Here is a 25,262-nt window from a genome sequence, read left to right on the forward strand (position 1 = left end):
CGGCGCGCGGTGACCGCCTCCAGGCCGTGTTCACCGACGATCACATTGATCGCGGCCTCGGCATGGTCGGCTTCCTTGTCCCCGTACTGGTGGCGGAGCCTGGCCAGCGTCACCTGATCGATCCCCATGTGTCCAGTCTGCCCGTGCTGTTGGCGGAGGCGGAACGGCTGGCCGAGGCCATGCTGAAAGGTCAGGATCGTGAAGAGGTGGCGGACTCGGTGGCCAGGCAGCTGCGTCTGCTCCACATCCGGGACCTCGCCGATCGGGCGGGTCCACAGTGGGGCGGCGGGTACGTCGATCCGGTGGACGCCGCGTCCGAGATGGCGGCCGAGGTCATCCAGCCCTATCTGGACGACCTGTCCCGTCGAGTGAAGATCGGTGAGAACGCGGCTGCGCTGGAGATCGGACTGGGCCTCCTGTCGGGCCTGTATGGCTGCCGTCACGAGGATGACAACGATCTGGCACTCGTCCACGGAGGTCGGCTTGGTGGGCGAGCCGCTCGCACCCCCAGGCAAAACCAGGTGCTTGAGCTGCCGCTCCTCCCTACGCTTCCCGCCATGGACAGCACCGGGGCCGAGCGCCTCCTGAACGTCGTGGACGTCGAAGCCACCTGCTGGGCCGGCTACCAACCGCCGAGCATGGTCAGCGAGATCATCGAGATCGGGCTGACCGTCGTCGATCTGGACATGGGGGAGCGCCTCGCCCGCCATCGGATCCTGGTGCGGCCCGTCCGGTCCACGGTCAGTGAGTTCTGCACGGAGCTGACCGGCCTCACCCAGCACGAGGTCGACGGAGGCGTCGGCTTCGCCGAGGCGTGTCGGCTGCTGGCGGCCGAACACCACGCCGGGACGCGCCCGTGGGCCAGCTGGGGCGACTACGACCGCCACCAGTTCACCCGGCAGTGCCAGGCCAGCCGGGCGCCCTATCCCTTCGGCCGGCACCACACCAACGCCAAAGCGGCCTTCACCGAGGCATACGGCCTGCGCAAACGCCCTGGCATGGCACAGGCATTGGAGATCGCCGGACAGCGGCTCGAAGGCCGTCACCACCGTGGCGAGGACGACGCCTGGAACATCGCCGCCCTCGTTCTCCACCTGTCCGAGCGGGGCGTCTGGCCGGATCCATGCTGACCACGCCGGGCATTCCTCTGCGCGCGGAGGCTGGACAGAGGCTTCCGCGGAATATGCGGTGGGCTGGGAGCCCGTTCTGGAGGTCCGTCTTGGTGCTCTCGGTCCCACTCATGGATGCGCATGTGGGGTCCAAGTACTGACCCCGGCACCGGAGAAGGGCCGGGGCCGGACTCGGGCCCCACATGGTCGGGACCTGCGCGGCACGGTGCGGCGCGTCGGCGGCGGCGTTGCCGCTCAGCGCCGGTTGAGACGGGTGAGGCCGGGCATCAGAGAACCTCGTCGAGCAGGCGGTCGATGTGCTCGTCCGCGATCTCCTCACGGCGCATCATGTGGCGTTGGGCGAGGTCGGCGAGGTTCCGAGAAGACCGTGTTCTCGGAAGCTCCCGGGCCGTGAGCTTCCGAGAACGAGGGCCAGGCCGTGACATACGGCCAGCTCAGCACTTCCGAGAACCGGGGCGTGTACCTGGGTGACGTTTCCCTTCACGACAGGCTGTTTCGGGAGTGCTCGGTCGCGGACGCCGGACAAGCTGACCGGCTGGCCGGCCATCAATGTGGCCCATGCCGAGCGTCAGCCGGAGCGAGTGCGCGAGGATGCTGGACGGTCTACCCGTCCGATGGATCGAGATCGTGGCGGAACAGCTCGATTGTCGGGCTGCTCTCGTGCTGCAGTCTGGCACTCGATGGCGGGTCGTACGACCGTGTCAGGGTTGGGTGTCGAGCCACTCCTGGAAGGTGGGGCCGGCGAGCTTGGCGTGAGGGCTGGGCAGGAACCCGCCGCTGGCGGCGGTCTCGGCATCGGGCATGCCGGAGCCGTCGACGCCGACGACCTTGATGCCTCGGCGGGCACCGAGGAGTGTGGCCGCCTCGGCCATGGTCTCCTTGCGGGGTCCGGCGATCTCGGGGATCGGTGTTCCGGGAGCGGGCTGGGCGGGCGCGTCGGGGTCGGTGGCCAGGTCGACCAGTTCCTCGGCCACGGTGCGGCAGGCCACGAGCTGGGTGGGCAAGGCTGGGATGTAGGCGACGTCGCCCTGCTGCCAGTCCAGGAGCTGACCGACGAATTCGTGGAACTGCGCAGCCCGCAGAATACGAGCGGGCAGCGGGCCGGACAGGTTGGCCTCCTCGTGCACCTGCTGGGCGGCGATGAAACCGGCGGTGGCCTTGTCGGTGCCGATGATGGATACGACGACGATCTGGCCGACTCCTGCCTTCTGGCCGTACTCGTGCAGATTGCGGGCCGACGTGCGGAAGAACTCCGTCGCCGCTTCCTGCTCGGAGGCGTGCCACGAGGCGACGTCGATGATGACATCCACCTCGGTGAGCGCCTCGGCCAGGCCCTCACCGGTGATGATGTCCACGCCGGTGGCTCGTGACATCGGCACGACCTGGTGCCCCCGTTCGGTGAGGACGTCGACGACGTGGCGTCCCAGCCGCCCGGTCGCTCCTGCCACCGCGAACTTGGTGATGCTCATGCTTTATCCCTTTCTTACTCGCTGTAGTTCTGGCCGGGGGGCATGCCGGGGATCGGCTTGGCGATGAGAGCGGCGGGGGTGAAGAAGCCGATGTGGGCGATCGCCATGATGAGCGTCCAGAGCGCCTTGTCGTCGTAGTGCGCGGACGCCTTGGCGTACAGCTCGTCGGGGACTCGCTCCCCGGACGGGTTCGGGGACAGGACGGCCTCCACCAGCTCCAGCGCGACCTGTTCGGCCTCGGTGAAGTAGGTGGCGTCCCGCCAGGTCGCCACGGCGGTGATGCGCGCCTCTGATTCCCCTGCCTGGCGGAGGTTGCCGGTTTCCCTGATGGTGAAGTACGTGCTGCCGAGCATCTGCCCGGCGCGCAGCTGCAGCAGGTGGATGGTGACCTGCGGAATCGAGCCGTTCTTGATGACCTTGTGCAGGCCTTCGCCGACTACCGCCATCTCGGGGACGAACGGGAGGGGGTTGGGCATGCGCGACCGGAGGTTGGTCGTCGTGGGTGTGGACATGCTGGGACTTCCTTACTCGTGGTGTTGCGTCATTACGAGCAAGAGATCCCGGCGACCCGCTCCTTGTGACAGCGGGACCTATGTGACATAGCCCACCGATCGTCGGTGTCACAAAGCGGCGGGGACCGGGATCGTACGGATATGGCAGTCGCGAACGAACAGGCAGGAACCAGCGATGAGCGAACGAACTGAGCAACCGACGGCCACAGCTCGTGGCAGTCGCATGGACTCGGCCACCGAGGCGTTCGTCGCCCACCGCAACCTGCTGTTCACCCTCGCCTACGAGATGCTCGGTTCCGCCGCCGACGCCGAGGACGTCCTGCAGGAGACCTGGCTGCGGTGGGTGGGCGTCGACCTGGGCCCGGTGCTGGACCAGCGCGCGTACCTGATCCGGATCGCCACCAGGCAAGCGCTGAAACGACTTCGCACACTGGACCGGCGCAAGGAGACCTACGTCGGGCCGTGGCTACCCGAGCCGCTGCTGACCACCCCGGATGTGGCCGAGGACGTCGAACTGGCCGACAGCGTCTCGATGGCGATGCTGCTGGTGCTGGAGACGCTCACGCCGACCGAGCGGGCCGTGTTCGTGCTGCGCGAGGTGTTCGAACTGGACTACGACGAGATCGCCCAAGCCGTCGACAAGACCCCCGCTACCGTACGCCAGATCGCCCACCGAGCACGGGCACACGTCGCCGCGCGCCGGCCACGCGGCACCGGCTCCCCCGCCGAGCACCGAGCCGCACTCCAGGCCTTCCAGCGAGCGGTCGAGACCGGCGAGCTGCAGAGCCTGCTCGACATCCTCGCGCCGGACGTCGTCGCCCTCAGCGACGGCGGCGGTGTCAAGCATGCCCTGCTGCGGCCCATTGTGGGGGCTGACAACGTTGCTCGCTTGCTGGCCGTCGGCTGGTGGAAGCGCGACGCAGAAAGGTCGGTCGAGCTGGTGCAGATCAATGGCGGCCCGGGGCTGCTCGTCCGCGTCAATGGGGAGATCGACGGCGTGGTGGCGGTGCGAGTGGAGAACGGCTACGTCACCGGCGCTTACCACGTGCGCAATCCCGAGAAGCTGTCGCGTATGGAACAGGAGACCGCCGTGAGCCGCTCAGGCCGGAACGACCAACAGCCCGGTGCGCCCCGGAGATCACACGCGGCCACTGCCACGAGCCACCATGCCAAGGAACGACCTGGCTGGTGAGAGTCGAGGCACCGAAGGGTTCAAGGACTCGTCGTCGAGCGGGGAGCCTTTTTGTTAGGAGTTCGAAGCGCCCGGCCCACCCGGGCTCACCAGCAGGCGATCACATCGGCGGGATTGTCGGCGGCGAAGGCTACGGTGACCGCGAGGAGGCGATAATCAGTGGAACTCACCCCCCAACAGGTGCTCGGCCTGCGGATATCCAGCCTGCTGCTACGAGCGTCGCCCGGCGGCGCCGGCCGGGCGACGGGCGTGGCCGAGGTGGTGACCTGGCTCGGGGCGATGCAAGCGCAAGACCTGGCCAGCGGTCTGTGGTCGTTCGGCGCGCGACTGCCCGGATCCACCGCCGCCGACGTCACCGCCGCGCTGGAGCGGCGTGAGGCGCTGCGCACGTGGCCGATGCGCGGCACCATCCATTTTGTCCCGTCCCGCGACGCCCGCTGGATGCTCGAATTGATGGGCGTCCGGGTGCTGAACGGCGCGGCGAGGCGGCGCGAACAACTCGGCCTCTCGGAGGAGACCGCCGTTGCGGCCATGGAGGTGCTGGGCGCGGCCCTGGCCGGCGGCGGGCGGCTGAGCCGGTCGGAGTGCCTGGCCCTGCTGGCCGGCAAGGGCATCGACACCGGTGGCCAGCGCGGCTACCACCTGCTGTGGTACGCCAGCCAGCGGGGTCTGCTGTGCATCGCCCCCAACATCGGCAACGAGCAGAGCTTCGTGCTGCTCGACGAGTGGGTTCCCGACCCGCACCGGCCAGAGCGCGACGAGGCGCTGGGCACCGTCGCCCTGCGTTACTTCCGCGGCCGCGGGCCGACCACCCGGCACGACTTCGCGGGCTGGACCGGCCTGACCGCGGCCGATGCCAAACGCGGCATCGCCGTGGCCGGCGACGCGCTGGCCCGGGTGACCGTCCACGGGGTGGAGACGTACCTCGACGCCGCGCTCCTCGACACCGCCCCTCCCCCGGCCGGCGACGACGAGGTGCTCGTGCTGCCGGGGTTCGACGAATACCTGCTGGGCTACAAGGACCGCTCGCTCATGGTCGCCGACGAGCACAAGGCGGCCATCATCCCCGGTAACAACGGGGTCTTCCAGTCCACCGTGGTACGCGCCGGCCGGGTCGTGGCCACCTGGAAACGCACCCTCGCGAAGAGCCAGGTACGGATCGCCGTTCAGCCGCTCGTACCGCTCCACAGAAGCGACCGGGCGGAGGTTGAGCGGGCGTTCGAGCAGTACGCGCAGTTCGTGGAACGCACCCCGGAGGTGCGCTGGCCGTGACCAGCGAAGCATGCGGGCTTCGCCGCGTCGCGGGTGGTTCATGCTGGCGGCAGGGCGCTTTCGGTGGCAGAGGGATCGAGGAGGTCGAGGACGGCGGTCAGGGCTGCCGGACGTTGGTCCACCGGTAGGTGGTCGACCAGGTGGACCGCACAGCCCAGGGCCGCTGCGCCGCCGTCGGCAGCGCGGTCGTCACCTACCATGACGACCTCGTCGGGTGCGAGGCCGAGCAGGGTGCAAGCGGCTTGAAAGATCGCCGGGTCGGGCTTCTTGGTTCCCTGTTCGCAGGAGAGCAGGTAGTGCGTGATGAGGTCGTCCACTCCGTGGTGGCGGAAGACGCGACGCAGGTCCCAGCCGATGTTGCTGACGACGGCGACGGGAATCCCTCGTCCGCGCAGCTCCTTGAGCGTGCTCTCGGTGTCGGGATAGGGCTGCCAGGCTGCCGGTGTGAGAGTGCGGTCATAGAGCGCATCGGCCAGGTCCGGACAGGGGAGAGCCGCCTCCCGCGCGAGCGCGGTATATGCGGCACGATGCCGTTCGGCGCTCAGGTCGCGTTCCCTCCACAGCGTGGCCAGGTCCGGGGGAACGCGGCGCGGAAGAGGGCCGCCGGGAAGTGCTCCGGCCTCTTCGAGCCGGGCGGCGCAGGCGGTGAGATCGTCCTCCGGCATGTCGTAGCCGGCTTCCGTGACCACCATGCGGAGCCAGGTCTCGGTTGGCTCGACACGGAAGAGGGTTCCGGAGAAGTCGAACATGGCACCCTTGATCATGTCTGCGATCCTCGCCTGGCTGGAAAGCCATGCGCAAGCACCACTGGCTCCAGAGACGATTGGCGGTGCGTCCCGATCAGTCGGTCAACGGTGTCGGCCTTTCGGTTGTACAACACCTCCGGTTTCTCGCAGCCGTTGAACGTCGAATGCGAGCTCGTGGAGCCTGTACGTCGTCTCGTCCGTCTGAGGCGTACATAGGCGGGCGGGCCCGGCGGGGATGCCGCCGGGCCCGGATACGGCGCCAGGAAGATCCCGGCGCGGTTCAACGGATCAGTAAAGGTTGCTCTCCGGCACCGGCAGGTCGATCTGCTGCGGGCCGTGCCACTTGCCCTTGTCCTTCGGGATGTCACCGTCGCTCAGCGAGTGGCCGACGCCGAGCACGAGCGGGATCTGCACCCTGCTCTTGTGCAGGTCGATGGTGACCTGCGTGCCGGTGGCCTTCTCACCGCTGTACGTCGAGTCGGTTCCGGCGATCACCAGGCCGATCCGGTGTCCCTTCTTGAAGACGTAGTCCTGCGGCAGTGTCTTCCACTTGACCTGGGCGTACGTACCCGGGGTAAGTGGCGAGGACTCGCTGAGCGAGTCGCGGTTCTGCGCGTCGATCCAGCCGCGGGCCACGATCTCGAGTGGCCGGGTGGCCAGGTTGGTGACGACCTTCTTGTAACAGGCGCTGTCCTCGGGCGTGCTCTCACCGTGACAGCTCCTCTCGGTGAGGGTGGTGATGCCCTGTCCGCGCCGCCAGTCGACCCTGGTGTCCGTGCCGAAGTCGACGAGGAGCGCGGTCAGGTTCGAGGTGGGCTTGTCGAGCGCGACCCGCAGGTCCACTTCAGGCGTGCCGGACATGCGCAGGTCCCGGGGCAGCTCGCCGGTGGTGAAGGCCACCCTTCCCGGCTTGGTCGTGCCGACGTCGGCCACCATCGCGTCCTCGGACTGGCGGACGTCGGTGAAGGTCGCGGTCTCGCCGTTCTTGCCCGGGCTGAGGTTCAACGAGCCGTCGATCGCCGGGCGGAAGAACTTGGTCGACGCGGACGGCGTCGGCCAGTCGCGCTGAGTGATCCAGTTGGTCGGGCTGACCTGGACGTCGGCGCGGGGCTCGTCCATGATGCCGTTCTGCACGCCGAGCAGCCAGCGGTCGAACCAGCGGTGCAGCGTGTCGACCCACAGATCGCGGCGCCCCTCGAAGTCGAAGGGGTCCACGTGCTGGTACTGGCCGATCCAGACCTTGCGCGGCACGTTCCTGTCTGCCAGCGCCTCCCACCACGTGGAGAAGTGGTCGGGCTTGACGTTCAGGTCGTTGACCGTGTGCACGGCGAAGACGCTGGCCCGCACCTTGGACGCGTCGCCCAGCGTGCCGGCGATGTAGTCGCGCTCGGCCCAGAAGGCGTTGTAGTTGCCGGTGCTGTCGTCGGCCTCGGCGTCCAGGCGCGCCCGTACGGCGGCGCACTTGGCGACGGGGTCGGTGTCGATGACCCTCGCCAGGTAGGACATGTAGTTGTAGTTGTAGACCACGCCGTTGGAGCGCTGGTACTTGTACCAGGAGCTGATCGCGGAGATCGGGACGATGGTCTCCAGGCCCTCCACGCCGGTCGCCGCGACCGCGTTGGCCAGCGTGCCGTCGTACGACTTGCCGATCATCGCGGCCTTGCCGGTGCTCCAGTCGGCGAACGCCTGCGTGCCGTCGGCGTGGTAGGCGGTGGCGCGGCCGTTCAGCCAGTCGATGACGGCCTTGCCGCCCAGCACGTCGGCCCGCCCGCCGACGTCGGGACAGCCGTCGGACTTGGTGGTGCCGATCATGTCGACGTTGAGCACCGCGTACCCGCGGGGCACGAAGTAGTTGTCGTAGAACAGGGGGAACTTGGCGAGGTTTCCGGCCGAGTCGTAGACCTTGCGCTCGGACTCGTTGCCTCGGCCGGAGTTGTCGTAGTACGGGCTTTCATCGATGATCGTCGGCACCTTGAGCCCGGAACCCGACTCCTTGGGCCTGATGATGTCGACGCGGACCCGGTCCAGCCGCCCGTCGGAGTCGCTGTCGACGCTCGACTCGACGTAGACGTGCTCGCGGATGGCGTCGGTGTAGGAGAAGACGGGCTGGCTGCGCCCCTGTTCGATGGTGACGGCGGGGTCGGTGGTCGCGTGGGCCGGGGTGGCGCCGATCACGACCACGGCGACGGCGACGAGGGCTGCTCGTAAGTGCGGCACGGAGAGCCTCCAGAGACTGGGGGAATCATCCGTAAATCTCCAGGAGTGTCCGCATATGCGACAAGATCCCTTTATGTGTTTGACATCACCTTGGTTCTGCTATGTGACATAGCTCAGCGGGGACGGCCCGGCGAGTCTGGGGCGGGGGCGATGCTCGGAAGCTGGTCCTGGTCGCCCACGAGCAGCAGGTGGCTGCCCGAGGGGACGGCCGAGCAGAGCCGGGTGGCCAGGTGCAGGTCAAGCATGGACGCCTCGTCGATCACGATCAGATCCGCGGCGGCCGGGGTTTTGTCGAAGAGGATGTTCGGGCCGGTCGGAGGAAAGTCTCCGAGCCTGGCCCGTCCTTGGAAATCGTCGAGAAATAGAGGGAAAGCCGGATTCACCTGAACCCGAGACATCGGCTGGGCTCCTGGAAGAAGACGGTGTGGGGCCACCGCATCGGCGGCCCCACGGGACAGTCAGCAGCTGTTGCTGTTTCCTGTGGTCTCGACTTCTTCGACCTTCTTGATCTCGATCTTCATGGGAAACCCCTTTCGCCGATTCCTCCGGTCGGGCGAGGGTTTAGGGGGAGGAGTACCGGAAAGCGTGACCCAAATACTCGAAGTAATTGCAATGACTCGCTTTGTGATGTCAAGTCATAGTGATTTGACAAAATCGATGACCCGCTTCCAGGCGAGCGCCGCGGCGTCGGGGTCGTATCCGGGGAGGTCCGGGTCGGTGAACAGGTGCGTCTCGCCGGGATAGACGTGCGCCTCGAAGTGGGCGCCGGCGGCGGTGACCGCGCGGCCCAGCTCGGCGATCTCGGCGGCGTCGATCCATGGATCGCGCTCCATGTAGTGGACCTGGACCGGAACGGTCGACGGCCACGGCCCGGAGGTGACCTCGTCCGCGGTCACACCGCCATGCAGCAGGACCGCGCCGCGTGCCGCGGGATGGGTGGCGGCCAGGAGTTGGGCGGCGTACGCGCCGAGGGAGAACCCGGCGAAAACCGCCGGCCCCCGGATGTCCGCGCGGATCTCCCGCGCCCGGCGCTCGATCTCGGCGAAGCCCAGCGCGTCGCGCTTGCGCAGGCCGCCCTCGATGTCGTCGAAGATCTCTCCGTCGTAGTAGTCAGGCGTGCGTACGGTGTGGCCCGCCGACCGGAGGATGTCGGCGGCGGCGGAGACGCCGGGTCGAAGGCCCTGAGCGGAGTGGAACAGGACGATCTCAGTCATGCGGTTTGTCTACCACCGGGCCTAAGCTCTGACCAGATGCCGCTTTCCCGGCAATCCGCCGCTCTTGATGTGCCTAGTGCAGCGCCGCAAAGATCCTTAAGAGGTTCGAGTGGTTACGACGATCGACGACCGGCGCACCGGCCTGGCCAACCGGCACCTGTACGCGGTGACCGGTGAGGAGATCGTGAAGTACGACGTCGTCACCGGAGTGAGCCGTACGTACCGGACTGAGGGTTCCCCGGGCGAGGCGGTCTTCGTGCCCAGAGACCCCGAGGCGGGCGGCGTCGAGGATGACGGCTGGCTGCTCACGATCGTGGGATCGCGGGCGGAGTTGCTGGTCCTCGACGCGGCGGACCTGTCCCACGTGGCGTCCGTACGGCTGCAGCGTCGGGTTCCGGCCGGTTTTCACGGTTCCTGGATGGAGGACCGATGACGCCCAGGTCGGAGTCACCGGGCCGGGTTTTCTGCGTTATGCGACCGGCTTGACGATCGCCGGTCATTCACGTCCGCGTGTGGTCGTGGCGGCGGATTAAGAATCTCGATCTTTCATGATTTTTCCGGCAAACTCGTCCCGTGACGCGACGGGTCGGTGAACATGCCATCGTTTTGGGGGCGGGAATCAGCGGGCTGCTGGCCGCCCGCGTGCTGACGGACTTCTACGACCAGGTGACCCTGATCGAGCGCGACGTGCTGAACGGTGACAAGCCCCGCAAGGGCGTGCCGCAGGGGTTTCACGGGCACGCGCTGCTGCCCCGCGGACTCCAGATCATGGAGGAGCTGTACCCCGGCCTGACCGAGGGCATGATCGCCGGCGGTGCCGTGCCGTACGAGATGATCGTGCACGTCCGAATGATCATGGGAGGCTTCGAGTTCGCGCGGATACCGACCGGCGAGAGCGGGGTGTCCGCGACCAGGCCCTTCCTGGAGAGTCACATCCTCCGCCGGGCGCGGGAGCTCGATCGTCTCGTGATCGCGGACCGCAGCCAGGTCACCGGCCTGCTCACCGAGGAGAACAGGGTCGTCGGGGTCGGTGTCGCGGGGGAGGACGGGCCGCGGGAACTGCGCGCCGATCTCGTCGTCGACGCGATGGGCCGGGGCGGGCGGACGCCCGCGTGGCTGGAGGCGATGGGGTTCGACCGCCCCCAGGAGGAGACGGTCAAGGTCGAGGTCGCGTACGCCACCTGGTACCTGCGGCTTCCCGAGGCGGAGGTCGCCGGCGACCGGATGATCATCGTCGGCACCTACCCGGGCAGGCTCAAGGGCGCGGCGCTCTGCGCGGTGGAGGGGGACCGCTGGCTGGTGACCCTGGGCGGCAGCGCGGGCGTGCGCCCGCCCGCCGACCCCGAGGGCTTCCTGGCCTGGCTGGACGAGGTCGCTCCGGCCGACGTGGCCGCCGCCGTACGCCGGGGCGAGCCGCTCGGCGAGATCGGCGTGGCCAGGATTCCGACGAGCGTGCGGCGCAGATACGAGAGGCTGGACCGGTTCCCGGAAGGGCTCCTCGTCACCGGGGACGCCGTCTGCAACTTCAACCCGGTCTACGGCCAGGGCATGACGGTGGGGGCGCTTGACGCGCTCGCGCTGCGCGACAGCCTGCGCGACGGGACCCGTGATCTGGCGGGCCGCTACTTCGCCGCAGTAGCCAGAGCGCTCGACTCCGCCTGGCAGATGTCCACCGGCGCGGATCTGGCCCTGCGCGAGGCCAAGGATCAGCGGACCGTGGCGAGCCGCGTCCTCAACGCGTACCTCAGCAGGCTGCAGCGGGTCGCCGCGCGCGACTCGCGGGTCGCGGTCGCCTTCAGCCGGGTGAGCGGTCTGATCGACCCGCCCTCGGCTCTGGTCCGCCCCGCCGTGATGTGGCGCATCCTGCGCGGTTGAGCGCCTCTATGGCGTATCGAGGAGGGCGAGCAGCCGGACCGCCTGGCGTTCCAGAGTTCCGGGAGGGTTGCGCGGGCGGGCGTGATCCTCGTTAAGGAACATGATCAGCCAGGTGAACGCCAGGAGCCGGCGGCACTGGCTGCCCGCCACTCCGCCTGCGGCTCACCACGCGTCCACGAGCGGAAGCGTTTGTTATCCCGTATAGAAAAGGAGCGCCGCTGACATGAGCGACAGGCCATCTTGACTGAGTTCCGTGTTCGTCAGCGGAGAGATATCCGATGCCGTAGGGTGCTGCCGCCGAGAACTGCGACAGAGGGTGATTTGGCGTTCACACAACGGGTTGCCGCCCCGGAGGAGGGCGACGTGAACCGTGCTGGTGAGGACTATCGAGTCGTCGAACCGATCGAGCGGTACCTGGAGTTCCTGCGCTCGACCGACCGTACCCTCACGGGCGATATCGCGCTCCTTGATCCGCCGAGTGGCCGGCAATCCACCGCTCCACGCCCCAGCGGGCGTGACCTCGAACTGACGCACCATCCAGGAGGCCGAGTTGACGGACGCCTTCCAGCTCCCCTTGTTCTATATGCCGTTCCAGGCCAGGGTGAATCCGCACCTGGAGGCCGTCCGTCCGCGAGTTCGCGCCTGGGCATGCGCTGTGGGTCTGCTTGAGCCGCTGGGCACCGACTCATACCACGGCGGCTGGAGTGCGGAGACCTTCGACAGGGCGGACTTCACCCGGTTCACCGCCTGGACCTATCCCCATGCCTGCGCCGAGGAGCTGGAGCTGTTGTCTGGCTGGCACAGCCTCATCTGGTGCCTGGACGACGTCTTCAGCGCCGGGTGTGAAGCTCTCGATAACCGGGAGCAGATCCTGCAACGTATCGAGCGGCTGATGGCATTCATGCCGATCATGACACCCGGCTTGGTGCCACCCCCCGAGCATCCTGTGGAACGTGCCCTGGCCGACCTGTGGCGCCGCACGGCGCCCTCGGCATCGATTCCGTGGCGCCTGCTGTACACCAGGTCCGTACGGCAGTTCCTGGAGGCATCGTTGTGGGAGACAGAGAACCTCGAACGCCACCGGTTTCCCGACCTCATCGAGCAGGCCGAGATGCGCCGCGACTACGGGGCGGCCGGGTGCAGCGCACTACTGATGGAGCACTCGCTCGGTTGGGAGATCCCCGATGACATCCGGGGCACCCGGCCGTTCACTGTACTGATCGACTCATTCCGGGACACGGTCGATCTGCACAACGACATCGTGTCCTATCCCAAGGAAGTCCGCGAGGGCGTCGCGAGGAACAACATCGTGCACGTGGCCCAGGAACTCCTCGGTGTCTCCCTCAAGGATGCGGTCTCCTTCGTTGACCGCATCCTGACGGGTCGAGTCAAGACACTCGAAGAGAACGTCGAGACGGACCTCCCGCAAGTGCTGCATGACCTGCATGCGGATCCTGAGACTCAGCGTGCCGTCCTGCGGCATGCCCAGGCCATCCAGGGCTGGGCTGCCGGCTCGTACCGCTGGCACAGGGACACCGATCGGTACCGGCCCGCCGCCGGCTCCCACCGCCAGGATTCCGCGCGGGACCTCACGATCCCTTCGAGCCTGCTGTCCACGTGGGAACGGGACGCGTTTCTCCGCGATTTCGGGAGCCGCCCAGAAGTACCCCCTCGGTAGTTTGTGCAATATGCCGTGGCACCTCGAGGTCGTGGGTGCTCCACCGGTCGGCCATCAGGTCGTGGCGGCCTTGGGCGGGACGAGCACGACGACGGTGTCCGCGAACTTGTCGTGGTAGCACTGGCGCCGGCCGTTCAGGAACAGGTGAAACTTGTCGATCAACCCAATGAGCCAGCCGAACATGGGGATCAGCGGGATTCCCACAGAGAAACCGGCTCGGATCGCCGAACTCCGGAGGGACGGCGGCAGGCCGGTGTGCGGCGAGACCACCATGATGCCGACGATGCGCTTGCCGACGGTCTGGCCCCAGCGCGCGTGGAGCAGCCAGAAATAGAGGAAGCCCGGCAGCACCGCGAGCACCTCATCCCCGCGCGTGTTGAACAGCTCCGCCGATGATTCGGTGACCCATGCGATCGCATACAGGATGAGGAGGTCGATGGCGGCGGCTCCGAGACGGAGATGCGGCGCCGCGATCCACAGGCGGACCACGCGACGGGGGGTTTCGGTCACCCGACGATTGTGGCGGTGACGTCCGACATTCCGGCCAGGATCCGCGACAAGCAGCGATAGTTCCCCCGATACCCGATCGAACTGCCACGCTCGGCCTGGGGACCTCACCGTCGAGGACGAACCCGGCTGTGGACGAGCGCGCGTGGCGACCGGTACCGGGCGGCCAAGGCGTCGCGGGCCTCCATCAGGGCGAACCCGAGCAGGTTCAGCCCCCGCCAGGTGGACGCGCTGGGGGCCCGCTCATCGTCCGCGGTCAGCCCGATGCCCCAGATCCTGTCGTGGGGACTGGCCTCGACGAGCACCCTGGCCCGGGTGCCCAGCAGGAACTCCTTCAGCTCCGGATGAGCGTCGAACTTGGCGATGTTGCCGCGCACCACGATCGCGAAACGCCGCGCCTTCCACAACGTGTCATCGAAGCCGCGGACCGTGCGGCCGAGAGCCTTGGCCTCGCCCGGATGCGCGGCGGCCAGGATGCGCTCCGCCGTCGCGTCGTCCCCGAACAGCCATGCCTTGTGGGCCATCATGTAGTGCTCCGCCGACCGGAAGACGTGTCCCTCGGCGGTGAACGGCGCCGCCTCCCACCACTGGCTGAGGCAGCCGGGTCCGGCGGTGCCGTCCGGCCGGGGACGGTGGCCCCAGAAGAACAGATAACGCCCCGGCCGGCCGGCCAGCTCAGCGGCGACCGCCTCCTCGACCGAGCGCGGCAACGCGGCCTCGTCCGTGCGTTCCGTTCTGCTTGGCATGTCCGTCCTCCTCACTCCCGGCGGCTGCGCCGATCCTCACTGCCGGAGTCCGCGAAGTCAAAGGGAATTCCGTATGGCGAGGCGGTGCGGCAGGGGCCACGCCTCGCGGTCCGATCAAACGCGTCCGATCAGATTTGTCGGAGTCGATCACTATGTTCCGGGGCATGGCTGGTGCGGTTCGGGCGCGGTCGTACGCCCGTTCTTCCGGGTTCGACCTGACGTCGGGCCACGTGAGTTCACGGGTTCCGGGCGGCATGACGAGACAGCGGCCGGAGGCGTCCCACGTTCGCCACCGGCCGGAGGTGACCGCGTGACTCCCTGGCAGGAGATCCTCGGGCGCATCGAGGCCGGTGACGCCGCCGGCACCCTGCGCCTCGTGACCGCGCTCGACGCGATCGGTAGGAGGGCCGTGGCGGCCGAGCTGCCCCGCCATCTGGCGGAGCTCAAGCGCGTGCGGGACGGCTGGTGGGAGTGGCACAACCAGATCCCGGCCCTGCGCGTGGCGGGAGCCGAGTGCCTGCCGGGAACGGCCGCGGTGGCCAACTGGCTGTTCCGGCGCGATTTCGGCTGGCGAGCCGACCACGTGGCCGACGCCGGGCGCGTCCTCGGACTGCTGCGGCGGCGGCCGGAGCCGTGGCGCGCCGATCTGGCCCGCCGCATGGCGGAGCGGCTGCGGGCTCCGCAGGTGCGCGCGGAGATTCCGAACTGGCGGATCGTGGCGAGCCTGGTCCGGGAGACGGGGATCGAGCCGCCGCCGAACGACGCCTTCGTGGTCGGCTGGATGCGTTCCCTCGGTGTGGCCGCCTACGGTCGCGACCTGGAACGCGGCGGTCTGGAGCGGATCATCGACGATCCGCTGTTCGCCCGGCTCATGCCGTCCGTCTTCGAAAGCGACGGCCTGGGATCGGCCCTCTTCGGGACGCAGATCGACGTCATCGCCCGGATGGTCGACGCGGGCGCGCTCGATCGGGCCGAGGTCCTGGATCGGGTCGTGGGGCGGCTGCTGCGCGACGGGCCTTCGGCCCTCCCGGCGCTGGCCGAGTTGCACGACCGGCTCGATCCCACTCTCGATGAGGTGGAGGAGCGGGTCACCGACTACGTCCGGATGCTCTCCTCCGTGCCGCTCGCGGTGGCCGAGACGGCGCTGGCGTCGGTACGGCGACTGGAGGCGGAGGGCCGCCTGGAGGCGGAGGGCCGCCTGGAGGCGGAGGGCCGCCTGGCCGCCGACATGTTCGCCGAGGCGGTGGAGGGGCTGGCGTTCCGTTCCGAACAGAAGATCGTCCTCATGCTCATCGAATGGATCGGCGCTGGTCGAGCAGCGTGACGGCGACGGGCACGCCGCGCTGCCGATGCACAACCGCTGCGCCATGGCGGCGGCCGTGGCCTATCTGACCGACCTCACCCGGCCCGCGTCCACGGTTTGTCCTGCGGACCGAACCCCCTGAACAGCCGAGTCAGCGGACCCCGCGCGGGCGGAACTGGACGCTGATCCGGGGGCCGACCGCCCGCGCGGTCTTCGGGATCGCGTGCTCCCACGTGCGCTGGCAACTGCCGCCCATCACGATGAGGTCGCCGTGGCCGAGGTCGTGGCGCAGCGCCGGCCCGCCGCCGCGCGGGCGGAGCAGCAGGGCGCGCGGCGTCCCGATCGAGATGATCGCGACCATCGTGTCCTCGGTGCGCCCGCGCCCGATGGTGTCGCCGTGCCATGCCACGCTGTCCCTGCCGTCGCGGTACAGGCACAGCCCGGCGGTGCGGAACGGCTCGCCCAGCTCGGCGGCGTAGTGCGTGTCCAGTGCCTTCCTCGCCTCGTCGAGCGCGGGATCGGGTAGGGGACTGTCCTCGTCGTAGAAGCACAGCAGCCGGGGCACGTCGACGACCCGGTCGTACATGTGCCGCCTCTCGGCATGCCACGGCACGACCTGGAGCAGCCGCTCGAACAGGGTGTCGGCGCCGGAGATCCAGCCCGGCCGGACGTCGATCCACGCCCCGTGGTCCAGGACCGTCCGCTTCACCGACGCTCCGAGAGGGCCGGGCCCGATCTCGTCGCCGCAGTCCAGCAGTGAGCTCTGGAAAATCACTCGTCCAGCTTAATCAAACGCGTGTTCGATCATGGCTTCCGGTGTGATGATCTGTCGGGTAGGTTGCTGATCTACGCCGCGCGGGGTTCATAGCGCAGTGGTCGTCGCGCCTCTTTGGCAAAGAGGAGGACGTCGGTTCGAATCCGGCTGGACCCCACCCCTCGGCGTGGGCCTGTAGCGCAGTGGCTGTCGCGCCTTCCTCTCACGAAGGAGGACGCCGGTTCGAATCCGGCCGGGCCCGCGGAAGGAGCACGAGAAGGAGGGGGAATGGACCGCGAGGGGGCCGCCGCCCTGCTGCGACTGATCGGAGAGGCGCGAGACCTTCCGCTGGGCGACCCCGACCGGCTCCGGATCGAGCACGCCGCCCTCGCCCTCGTACGGGACGGCCAGCGCCGGCGCAGGCGGGAGCGCCGGCGGGACGCCGCCGCGGCCGATGCCTCGGTGCTCGCGGCGACCGCGATGGGCGCGGTGGACCGGGTGATCGACGCCCCCGTCGGTCCCGGTCCTGGTGCTGACGCCGGTCCAGATGCCGGGGGACGGCTGCGCCGGACGCGCAGGTGCTACATCTGCAAGAGCGGGTTCGTCCACGTGGACGGCTTCTACCATCTGCTCTGTCCCTCCTGCGCCGCTCTCAACAGGGCCCGCCGCACGGCTCGCGCCGACCTGTCCGGACGGCGGGCGCTGGTCACCGGCGGGCGCACCAAGATCGGCCATCACGTCGCGCTGAAGATGCTCGGCGACGGCGCGCACGTCACGGTGACCACCCGCTTTCCCCGGGACGCGGCCCGGCGCTTCGCCGAGGCCGGGGACCGGGCGGACTGGGCCGACCGCCTGCGGATCGTCGGCATCGACCTGCGCGACCCCCGCCAGGTCATCGCCCTCACCGACCACCTCCTGGAGGGGGGCGACCCACTGGACATCTTGATCAACAACGCCGCGCAGACGCTCCGCCGCCCTCCCTCGGCGTACGCGGCCCTGCTGGAGGGGGAGCGGCTCGGGCTCCCGGCGGGCGCGTGGTCGGCGCCCGGGTTCTCTCCGGTGCGGGCCGGAGCTCTACCCGGCGGCGAGCCGGTTCCCCTGGATGGGGATCCGCACCTCCCGGACGTGTCCGGCCTGCTCCCCGACCTCTCGGCGGGCAACTCGTGGTCGGCGCGGATCGGCGAGATCGACGCCGCCGAGGTGCTGGAGGTCCAGCTCGTCAACGCGGTGGCGCCGTTCCTGCTGATCGACCGCCTGCTGCCGCTGCTGCGGGCCACGCGTTCCCCGCGCCGCTACGTCGTCAACGTGTCGGCGGTTGAGGGGCAGTTCACGGTCGCCAACAAGACCGGACGGCACCCCCACACCAACATGGCCAAGGCCGGGCTCAACATGCTGACCCGCACCAGCGCCGCCGACCTCGCGAAGCAGGGGATCTACCTCTGCAGCGTGGACACGGGGTGGATCACTGACGAGAACCCCCTCCCGACACGCGAGCGGCTGAACCGCAGGACTCCACTCGACGTGATCGACGGGGCGGCGCGCGTCTACGACCCGATCGTGCGCGGCGAGTCCGGTGATCCGGTGCACGGAGTCTTCCTCAAGGACTACGCGGAGTCGCCGTGGTGACCCCCGGCGATCTCTACTCGCTGCTCGCCTGGTTGCGTACCGGCCGCCCGGTCGAGCGCCGCACCGACTTCGCGGTGGGCACGGCGATGCCGGACGGCCGGCTCGACCTGTGCAAGCAGGCGCTCGGCCCGATGGGGGCCAGGCTGGTCGCCGAGGCGCTCCCGTCCGCCGGGCCGACGCGCCACCTGCTGCTGGGCACGGACGAGCTCGGTGACGCGGGGGCCGGTACGGCCGCCGACGCGGCGACGGCGTCCAGCGCTTCGACCCTCTACCTCGGATGCAACGGCATCGGCGGGGCCGGTGCCTGCCTGATCGCCGATCGGCTCGTCGCCTCGCCCGGCGTCGTACGCGGCCTGTGGCTCAAGCGCAACCCCGTCGGTCCCGACGGCGGGCTGATCATCGGGGAAGTCGTCGGCACGGGCTTGACCACGATCGACCTGGTGCAGACCCGCCTGGACGCCGGCGGCCTGGCGGCGCTGGTCGATCACATCGTCGCCGCCGGAGGGATCGGGCGGCTGTTCGTCAGCGGCAATCCGCTCGGCCCCTCGGGCGCGGAGGAGCTGGCCCGGCTGATCGCGGCCGACGGTGTTGAGGAGCTCTACGCCTCCGCGGCGGGTCTGGGCGACAGAGGGGCGGAGTTCCTCACCGGGGCCCTGCGAGGCGGGCGGCTGCGCCGGTTGTCGTTGGCGAGCAACGGCATCGGCCCGGTGGCCGCGGCCGCCTTGATCGCCGCCGCCGTCGCGGCGGGTGCCGAGATGGTCGATCTCGGCAGGGTTCGCGCCGCAGGCGTGCTCGGTGCCCAGGACAACCATGTCGGCGACGACGGGGCAGCGGCCGTCGCCCAGGCGCTGGCGGCGTCCACGCACCGGCCGGCCCATCTGAACCTCCGCCATACGGGGATCGGCAGCAGGGGAGCGTTGCACCTCCTCGCCGGGGCGCGGAACGCTGCCGTCCCGACGCGTTTCGTGCTGGGAGGGGGCATCGCCTCCAGGGTGAAGCGCGAGCTCGGCGCGCTGGCGGAGGCCGTACCGGAGCTGCGGCCGCATCCCGAGGTCGCCGCGGTCCGGAGCGTCCACCGCACATCACGTCGAGAGGAGAGCGGAAGATGACAGCCGATGGCGACTTCGGCGTGCCCGGGTCGCTGGACCGGGTGTTCGCCGACGTCCGCGCGGAGCGGGCCGCCCAGGACGAGCAGTGGGGGCTGGGCGAACACCCCGACGGGACCGGGCCGGAACGCACGGCCGCCGCCGACGCGGCCAAGCGCGACACGGCGGAGGCGACCGAGCGTGGCGTGCTGACCTGGCGGCACATCCTGCTGGAGGAAGTGCTTGAGGCCTTCGCCGAGGACGACCAGGCCGCGCTGCGCGCCGAGTTGGTCCAGGTGGCCGCGGTGGCCGCCAAGTGGATCCAGGCGATCGACCGGCGCGCTCCGTCCCCGGGGCACGCGGTGGACAGGACCCGGTTCCGCGCCATCGTCGACGTGCACCTGCTGCTCGTCCGGGACGGCGCCGTGCTGCTCGCGCGCCGGGCCGGCACCGGGTATGGCGACGGCATGTGGCACCTGCCGAGCGGCCACCTGGAGGCGGGGGAGTCGGTCGTCGACGCCGCCGTACGCGAGGCCGCCGAGGAGATCGGCGTGGCGATCCGCCTCGATGACCTGACCTTCGCCCATGTCATGCACCGGGCGCCGGACCGGGTCGGCCTGTTCTTCACGGCCGCCGCCTGGGAGCCCGAGCCGTACAACGCGGAGCCGGACAAGTGCTCGGAGATCGCCTGGTGGCCGCTCGACGCCCTCCCGCCCGACATGATCGACTATCCGGCGGCGGCCGTACGGGCGATCGCGGCGGGCGAGCCCTTCGCGCTGCACGCCTGGGACGGCGCCGCCGATCTCGGCCCGGTCAGATCCTCGACTCGAACCTGAGCCGGTCGCCGTCGCACGTCACCACCGGGTCGCGGGTCCACCCCGGACGCGGCTGGTGATAGCGGGTCAGCGCCACGTCCGCCACCGCCAGGAGCCCGCACGCGGCCGGCGCCGCCTGCGTGACCAGCCCACTGAAGAACCGGGGATGCTCGAGCAGTCCCCGCGTGGTCCTGCCCCCGGACGTCGAAAACCCCAGGTGGCCCTCGGTGAGCGTGGAAGGTCCGGCGTAGGAATACGCCTGCACGGCATTCGTCATGGCGGCGAGAGTAGAGATCGCCTACGACAAAATGCTGGATGTGATCAGCGAACCCTTTTCATCCTGAGTTGGTTTGGGTACCGAGGACCAGGAGATCATCACCGCTCGTAGGAACGGTATGAGGGTTCCTTGGGGGCTGCGGTCAGAGGGATTGCACAGCAGGCGCGGTAAGGCGGTTGCTGAAGCGGGCGAGCATGGTGGTCTGGGACGTTTCGGGGAACAGCCGGCCAATCAGCGGTGGGATGCGCCAGTTGGCGGGATTGCGCTTGGCCAGCCGGGAAACCAGAGATATGTGCGGGTAGCGGGCCTTCTCGTAGGCGCGCAGCCGTACCGCCGGATCGTTGCCGTTCTTGGCGAGCTCGCGCCCGAGCACCCACGCGTCCTCGAGGGTCTGGTTGGCGCCCTGCCCCAGGGTCGGTGGCATGGTGTGGGCGGCGTCGCCGACGAGGGTGATACGGCCCTCCCCCCATACCGGGCGGACCTTGTTCCAGTGGTGCCCGAAGAACTCGAGGTCGTCCTCGGAGGCGGCGGCGAGTACCTCGGGGACAGGCGACGCCCACCGCCCGAACCGGTGCCTCAGCTCGGTCAGCGGTGCGGTGGGTCGCGTATCGGTAGGTGACCAGCGCACGTCGAACCACCACTGCAGCAGGCCGTCCCCGGCGGGCATGAGCCCGCACGCGCCCTCTCGTCCCGTGATCATGAGGTGGTGATGGGTGGGGGTGAGGTCGATGTCGATCGGACTGAGGCCCTGCCATGTGCCGAAGGTCGCCGGTCGGACGGCACCGTCGCCCCACAGGCAGCGCCGTACAGCCGAGTGGTGGCCGTCGGCTCCGATGAGCAGGTCTCCTGTGGCCGTCGACCCGTCGCTGAAGGTCGCCGTGACCCGGCCATTGTCCTGAGTTACGCTCCGGCAGCTCATGTCGTAGCGGATGAGGTCGTCGGGCAGCCCGTCGGCCAGGCGTTCCAGCAGGTGACGGCGGGGGATCGCCTTGGTCGGGAAGCCGTAACGGTCGGCCGCGTGGGCAATGTTCATGCTGGTGCGCAGCCGGCCGTCGGCGGTCAGCGCGTCGATCCTGTCGATGTGGGTGCCGACGCCGTCCAGGCTGATGCCGAGATTGTTCAATACGGCATTGCCGTTGCTCCAGATGAGCACCGCCTTACCGCCCGTCCGCCGGGCCGGAGCCTGCTCATAAACCCGCACCCGGTGACCTGCGGCCAGCAGCCCGCGTGCGACAGCCAGGCCGCCCACCCCGGCGCCTACGACAAGAATCTCCATATCTCCTCCAGATCGGAGTATCTTCAATTCGAAGATACATCGCGGTGGAGTAGATTGGGAAGGTGGTCGACAAGCATCCAGAAGAGGCTGTTTTCCGTGAGTTCCTGATCGCGGTCCTTCTGTACAACGAGGCGCTCGCCGACCGTCTCGGTCTGCAACCGGTCGACGTCGCCGCCGCCATGCTGCTGGAAATGCGCGGACCACTCGCGGTAGGGGCGATCTCCGAGAAGCTCGGGCTGCCATCCGCTTCGACGACCCGGCTGATCGACAGGCTGGAGAAGGCCGGCTACGTGCGACGGGTGCGCGGCGAACGTGATCGGCGCATGGTCACCGTGGAGCTGGTCGAAGGCGGCATGGGCGATTACGACGCCGCCTGCGAGGCGTCCAGGCGGCACTTGGGGGCGCTCGGCATGCACTACGGGCCGGAACAGGTGCCGGTGCTGTTGGATATGTTCACCCGCGTCGCCGAGGCCTATCGATCGGCGACCAAGGAGCTGCGAGAGGGCGCGACCTGAACCATCCCGACACTTCCGATGTCGCGACGGCGCGCTCACCGATTACCCGGATGCGGGCGTGGGAGCGGTTGAACGTCCTTCTGTGCGCGAGACAACCAGGGGCGGTGGCCCTTGAACGGGGGCGGATCTGCCGCCCGCTCCTTGTAACCGTTGTCGGCGAAGGTCATCACGCCGACGCCGGTCAAGGTGTCGATCAGGCCGACCGTCCGGGCTGCGGTTACATCGTGGACGGCGCCGGGCAGGGCAGGCGAGGCCCACACCGGCCGGCCCATGAGGTAAGCGAGTACCTGCACGTTGATCCCGTGGCACTACGGCAGATGTCTGATTCGCCGTAGTTGTGGGTCGCTGCGCTGCGGTGGGTGATTGTTCCGGCGCGCCGTGATAGCGGGCCTCTGGTGAGCCGCTGTCGCGGCGTTCGCGGGCGCGGTGGTTGCCGGCACGGTCCTACGCGCGCCTCCACAACCACCCACCTCCGCTCCGCTTCCCGCCGCCCTCGCATCGGCTCTGCGCTCCTCCATATCGGGCGGCTTTACCGCCGTTCTCGCCTGCGGCCATCTCTGCCAGGGCCATCCGGTCACTCCGCCGTCTGCGGTCGCGCCAGTGGTTGGCGGTGTGCTGGTCGCGAACTCCGGCGCGGACCGTCTCCGGTGGGACCGTCTCCGGCACGGAACCCGCCGGTCGCCTCGGCGGGCACGGACCGGCCGCTGGCCTTGGCTGTGCTTTCTCGGCACATTGTGTGGCGCCCGGCTCGGAGGAGAGCGGAGCAGGCGGGGCGAGGACCGCAGCGAAGGCCCAGCGAAGCGGGCTTTGCGTGGACCGGAGGTTCCGGCAGGCGCAGCGACCCCCCCCAAGAAACCCGATTCGAGAAGCCGCCCCAACACGATCGGCCCTCAAACCGCCGATTCGCCCGCTCTGCCCCGCACCCGCAGGATGCCGCGTCCAATAATTATTGGAGTGGAACTGTGATTCCAGGTGAATTCTTTCCGGCGCTTTATCGGGGTCGTCTGGGAAGCGTTTTTGTCGGTGGGGGTTGTTAGCGTTCCGGTGTGATTATCGAACGGCAGCCGATCCCCGAGGGCCTGGAGCTGATGGCCCCCGGCGTGGAGCTGGCCGCCGTGCTGGATGGGATCGATATCGCCAGGCTGGACGGCTTCGACGCCGTGATCGTGATGCAGGCATATGCCCGCCTCGAAGCGCACATGCAAGCCCGGAAAGCCACCGTGATGGCCGAAGTCGGCCTGTATGAGATTTCCGTCTCCGGCATGGAGAAAATGGCGGAGCCGGACAAGAACTCACCCGATGAGGTCAGGTCGGCGTTGGGGCTCACCCGCCGGGCTGCCGAGCGGGAATACGGGTTCGCCTACGACCTGAAAGTCCGTCTCCCTCGGGTGCGGGACGCCTTGTCGGCGGGTTTGATCGACAAGGCGCGGGCGGTGGTGTTCTGCGACTGGCTGGAAGACGTCCCCGTCGAGCTCGCCCGCGCTGTCGCCGATCATCTGCTGCCCAAGGCGGGTAAGTGGACGACGAGTGAGCTGCGGGAGAAGATCAAGAAGTTGTTGATCGCCGCGGATCCGGCCTGGGCGCGCCGTAAGTACGAGCGGGCTGTTCACCAGCGGCGGGTGATCGGGGTGCGGCATGCCGATGGTTCGGCGAGTATCACCGGCGAGCAGTTGCCGGTGGATCAGGCGGCCGCTGCGATCGCGCGGGTGGATGCGATCGCGGTGCGGGCGAAGAAGAGTGGCCTGCACGCCCCGATCGATCATGTCCGGGCGGATGTGTTTCTCGGCTTGCTTGAGGGGAGCATGTCCGGCCTGGACGACGACGCGATCATCGCTGTCCTGTTCGCCAACGCCGCCCGCAAGGCGGCCGGTGAGGAGGACGACTACGATGACCAGCTCTCCGACGCCCCCTTCGACGACCCCGACTCCCAAGGCGCGGACCCCGGCCCCCACGGCGCGGACCCCGACCCCCACGGCGCGGACCCCGACTCCCACGGCGGGGACGACCCCGACTCCCGCGGCGGGGACGACCCCGACCACACCGGCGACGACTTCGACGGCGACGGCGACGGCGACGGCGGTGGCCATGGTGGCGACGGTGGGCCTGGCGGTTGTGGCGACGGCCGCGCGAACGACCCCAATGACGGCGACGGTGACGGCGACGACGACGGCGGTTGTGGCGATAGCCACGCGGGCGCCCCTGATGACGGCGACGGTGGCGGCGGTGGCTGTGGTGGGAGTGGCGACGGCGACGGCGACCGGGACGGCAGCAAGGACGACGGCGATGGAGACAGCGGCCATGGTGGCCACAGCCGTAGCCGTAGCCGTGGTGACGGTGGCGCTGGGAGTGCTCAGGGCAGCAGCGTGAAGTCGAGCGCGGGCGTGGTGGAGCCGGTGGGGTTTGCGGCGGGTGAGCTGCGGGTTCGGGTGTCCACGCTCATGCACTTGGACGACCTGCCCGCCGAGCTTGCCGGGTGGGGGCCGATCCACGCTCATCTGGCCCGCAGGCTTGCCAAACGACAGATCGGCGGTGAGTGGCGGTTCGCCATTTGCGATGAGGACGGTCACCTCCTCTACGCCGGGATCACCCGACGCCGCCCCGCCGGATGGCCTCGCCATCCAGCATCCGCCCCTGTATCCCGCACGCCTGCCCCGGGACTCGCCCCGACACCCCGCCTCGCCAACGCCTCGCCCGCTGATGTCCCGCGCCCGGACACCTGCCCCGATCGAGAACACGACCCGGGTCCCCTGCCCGTTGTCGACCCCGTATCGGGAGTGCCTCCCGCTGCCGATACTTCTGCCACGCACGGCGTGGTCTCCACGCCTGCTCTTTCTTCCGCACCCGGTCCTGCGGCCGAAACCGGTCCCGCGGGCGTGCGGGGGACGGCGGTGGATCCTGCCCAGAAGTCGGACAGCGGGCCGGAAGAGGATCCCCGCGCGAAAACAGCGTCGGTTCGTCGTCGTGGGATCGTCGAGTTGCAGTTCCCGTTGTCGCTGCTGCGGGCGCTGTACGCCGACATCTACGCCCAGGGCGGCTGGGCCGGTGTGATCGCT

The 25,262-nt window shown here is 69.1% G+C and carries 22 protein-coding genes, 2 tRNA genes and 2 pseudogenes; 14 read left to right on the plus strand and 12 right to left on the minus strand.

The window, feature by feature from the left end; genetic code table 11:
* Window positions 1-26: 26 nt before the first annotated feature.
* Entirely contained in the window at window positions 27-1,130 is a 1,104-nt protein-coding gene (locus QSK17_RS32800; protein WP_285709897.1) for a 3'-5' exonuclease, read from the plus strand.
* A 701-nt stretch (window positions 1,131-1,831) separates the two neighbouring features.
* Here QSK17_RS32800 and QSK17_RS32805 read toward each other — a convergent pair.
* Both QSK17_RS32805 and QSK17_RS32810 read right to left on the minus strand, forming a co-directional pair.
* A complete protein-coding gene (locus tag QSK17_RS32805; RefSeq protein ID WP_285709899.1) occupies window positions 1,832-2,599 on the minus strand; it encodes an SDR family oxidoreductase in 768 nt (255 codons plus the stop codon).
* A 14-nt stretch (window positions 2,600-2,613) separates the two neighbouring features.
* Window positions 2,614-3,111, minus strand: coding sequence for a carboxymuconolactone decarboxylase family protein (locus QSK17_RS32810; RefSeq protein WP_285709901.1), 498 nt, complete (start codon window positions 3,109-3,111; stop codon window positions 2,614-2,616).
* A 175-nt stretch (window positions 3,112-3,286) separates the two neighbouring features.
* On the opposite strand from QSK17_RS32810, the gene QSK17_RS32815 reads away from it, so the two are divergent.
* Together QSK17_RS32815 and QSK17_RS32820 are read left to right on the plus strand one after the other, a co-directional pair.
* Window positions 3,287-4,303, plus strand: a complete 1,017-nt coding sequence (locus QSK17_RS32815; protein WP_285709903.1) for an RNA polymerase sigma-70 factor — start codon at window positions 3,287-3,289, stop codon at window positions 4,301-4,303.
* A 159-nt stretch (window positions 4,304-4,462) separates the two neighbouring features.
* Window positions 4,463-5,575: a winged helix DNA-binding domain-containing protein gene (locus QSK17_RS32820; protein ID WP_285709904.1), complete on the plus strand. Its 1,113-nt coding sequence runs from the start codon at window positions 4,463-4,465 to the stop codon at window positions 5,573-5,575.
* Window positions 5,576-5,613: 38 nt separating this feature from the next.
* Here QSK17_RS32820 and QSK17_RS32825 read toward each other — a convergent pair whose 3' ends face one another.
* The 4 genes and pseudogenes from QSK17_RS32825 to QSK17_RS32840 form a co-directional block, all read right to left on the minus strand.
* Window positions 5,614-6,339, minus strand: a complete 726-nt coding sequence (locus QSK17_RS32825) for an HAD family hydrolase (protein ID WP_285709907.1) — start codon at window positions 6,337-6,339, stop codon at window positions 5,614-5,616.
* A gap of 270 nt (window positions 6,340-6,609) precedes the next feature.
* Complete coding sequence (locus tag QSK17_RS32830; RefSeq protein ID WP_285709910.1) at window positions 6,610-8,538, minus strand: Xaa-Pro dipeptidyl-peptidase; 1,929 nt, start codon at window positions 8,536-8,538, stop codon at window positions 6,610-6,612.
* 149 nt (window positions 8,539-8,687) lie between these two features.
* Window positions 8,688-8,816 (minus strand): annotated as a pseudogene (locus QSK17_RS32835) (AAA family ATPase); the annotation flags it as partial.
* 357 nt (window positions 8,817-9,173) lie between these two features.
* Entirely contained in the window at window positions 9,174-9,752 is a 579-nt protein-coding gene (locus tag QSK17_RS32840; protein WP_285709912.1) for a dienelactone hydrolase family protein, read from the minus strand.
* A gap of 109 nt (window positions 9,753-9,861) precedes the next feature.
* Here QSK17_RS32840 and QSK17_RS32845 point away from each other — a divergent pair, with 109 nt between their 5' ends.
* The 3 genes from QSK17_RS32845 (at window position 9,862) to QSK17_RS32855 (ending at window position 13,305) form a co-directional block, all read left to right on the plus strand.
* Window positions 9,862-10,185: a carotenoid oxygenase family protein gene (locus QSK17_RS32845; protein ID WP_285709914.1), complete on the plus strand. Its 324-nt coding sequence runs from the start codon at window positions 9,862-9,864 to the stop codon at window positions 10,183-10,185.
* A 140-nt stretch (window positions 10,186-10,325) separates the two neighbouring features.
* On the plus strand, window positions 10,326-11,627 hold the full coding sequence (locus QSK17_RS32850; RefSeq protein ID WP_285709916.1) for an FAD-dependent oxidoreductase: 1,302 nt from the start codon (window positions 10,326-10,328) through the stop codon (window positions 11,625-11,627).
* Window positions 11,628-12,177: 550 nt separating this feature from the next.
* Window positions 12,178-13,305, plus strand: coding sequence for a terpene synthase family protein (locus QSK17_RS32855; protein WP_285709918.1), 1,128 nt, complete (start codon window positions 12,178-12,180; stop codon window positions 13,303-13,305).
* A gap of 54 nt (window positions 13,306-13,359) precedes the next feature.
* On the opposite strand, the gene QSK17_RS32860 is transcribed toward QSK17_RS32855, so the two are convergent.
* Together QSK17_RS32860 and ybiA are read right to left on the minus strand one after the other, a co-directional pair.
* Entirely contained in the window at window positions 13,360-13,815 is a 456-nt protein-coding gene (locus tag QSK17_RS32860) for an RDD family protein (protein WP_285709920.1), read from the minus strand.
* Between the two features lie 104 nt (window positions 13,816-13,919).
* Window positions 13,920-14,558, minus strand: coding sequence for a riboflavin biosynthesis intermediates N-glycosidase (ybiA, locus tag QSK17_RS32865; protein WP_285709922.1), 639 nt, complete (start codon window positions 14,556-14,558; stop codon window positions 13,920-13,922).
* A gap of 310 nt (window positions 14,559-14,868) precedes the next feature.
* On the opposite strand from ybiA, the gene QSK17_RS32870 reads away from it, so the two are divergent.
* Window positions 14,869-15,882: a hypothetical protein gene (locus QSK17_RS32870; protein ID WP_285709926.1), complete on the plus strand. Its 1,014-nt coding sequence runs from the start codon at window positions 14,869-14,871 to the stop codon at window positions 15,880-15,882.
* 130 nt (window positions 15,883-16,012) lie between these two features.
* Here the strand turns inward: QSK17_RS32870 and QSK17_RS32875 are convergent, their stop codons facing one another.
* The gene (locus QSK17_RS32875; protein ID WP_285709928.1) at window positions 16,013-16,636 is read right to left on the minus strand and encodes an alpha-ketoglutarate-dependent dioxygenase AlkB; all 624 of its coding nucleotides are present in this window, start codon (window positions 16,634-16,636) and stop codon (window positions 16,013-16,015) included.
* An 83-nt stretch (window positions 16,637-16,719) separates the two neighbouring features.
* Here QSK17_RS32875 and QSK17_RS32880 point away from each other — a divergent pair.
* The 5 genes from QSK17_RS32880 to QSK17_RS32900 all read left to right on the plus strand — a co-directional run bounded on the left by QSK17_RS32880 (window position 16,720) and on the right by QSK17_RS32900 (window position 20,162).
* Window positions 16,720-16,792, plus strand: a tRNA-Ala gene (locus tag QSK17_RS32880).
* 12 nt (window positions 16,793-16,804) lie between these two features.
* Window positions 16,805-16,877, plus strand: a tRNA-Glu gene (locus QSK17_RS32885).
* A 26-nt stretch (window positions 16,878-16,903) separates the two neighbouring features.
* Window positions 16,904-18,241, plus strand: a complete 1,338-nt coding sequence (locus QSK17_RS32890; RefSeq protein ID WP_285709931.1) for an SDR family NAD(P)-dependent oxidoreductase — start codon at window positions 16,904-16,906, stop codon at window positions 18,239-18,241.
* Window positions 18,238-19,350 carry a leucine-rich repeat domain-containing protein gene (locus tag QSK17_RS32895; protein ID WP_285709935.1) on the plus strand — a complete coding sequence of 371 codons (1,113 nt, stop codon included), beginning with the start codon at window positions 18,238-18,240 and terminating at the stop codon, window positions 19,348-19,350. Before QSK17_RS32890 ends, QSK17_RS32895 begins: the two co-directional genes overlap by 4 nt.
* A complete protein-coding gene (locus tag QSK17_RS32900) occupies window positions 19,347-20,162 on the plus strand; it encodes an NUDIX hydrolase (protein ID WP_285709936.1) in 816 nt (271 codons plus the stop codon). Before QSK17_RS32895 ends, QSK17_RS32900 begins: the two co-directional genes overlap by 4 nt.
* Here the strand turns inward: QSK17_RS32900 and QSK17_RS32905 are convergent.
* Together QSK17_RS32905 and QSK17_RS32910 are read right to left on the minus strand one after the other, a co-directional pair.
* Entirely contained in the window at window positions 20,140-20,418 is a 279-nt protein-coding gene (locus QSK17_RS32905) for a hypothetical protein (RefSeq protein WP_285709938.1), read from the minus strand. The genes QSK17_RS32900 and QSK17_RS32905 overlap by 23 nt on opposite strands.
* Before the next feature lie 142 nt (window positions 20,419-20,560).
* Complete coding sequence (locus QSK17_RS32910; RefSeq protein WP_285709940.1) at window positions 20,561-21,694, minus strand: FAD-dependent oxidoreductase; 1,134 nt, start codon at window positions 21,692-21,694, stop codon at window positions 20,561-20,563.
* Window positions 21,695-21,756: 62 nt separating this feature from the next.
* Here QSK17_RS32910 and QSK17_RS32915 point away from each other — a divergent pair, with 62 nt between their 5' ends.
* The gene (locus QSK17_RS32915) at window positions 21,757-22,209 is read left to right on the plus strand and encodes a MarR family winged helix-turn-helix transcriptional regulator (RefSeq protein WP_285709943.1); all 453 of its coding nucleotides are present in this window, start codon (window positions 21,757-21,759) and stop codon (window positions 22,207-22,209) included.
* 1 nt (window position 22,210) lies between these two features.
* On the opposite strand, the pseudogene QSK17_RS32920 reads toward QSK17_RS32915, so the two are convergent.
* Window positions 22,211-22,514 (minus strand): annotated as a pseudogene (locus tag QSK17_RS32920) (transposase family protein); the annotation flags it as partial.
* A 741-nt stretch (window positions 22,515-23,255) separates the two neighbouring features.
* Between QSK17_RS32920 and QSK17_RS32925 the strand changes: the two are divergent.
* A partial coding sequence (locus QSK17_RS32925; RefSeq protein ID WP_285709944.1) for a DUF222 domain-containing protein occupies window positions 23,256-25,262 on the plus strand: 2,007 nt, incomplete at its 3' end.

This window comes from Microtetraspora sp. NBRC 16547 (genome assembly GCF_030268965.1).
In the GTDB taxonomy this organism is placed as follows: domain Bacteria; phylum Actinomycetota; class Actinomycetes; order Streptosporangiales; family Streptosporangiaceae; genus Microtetraspora.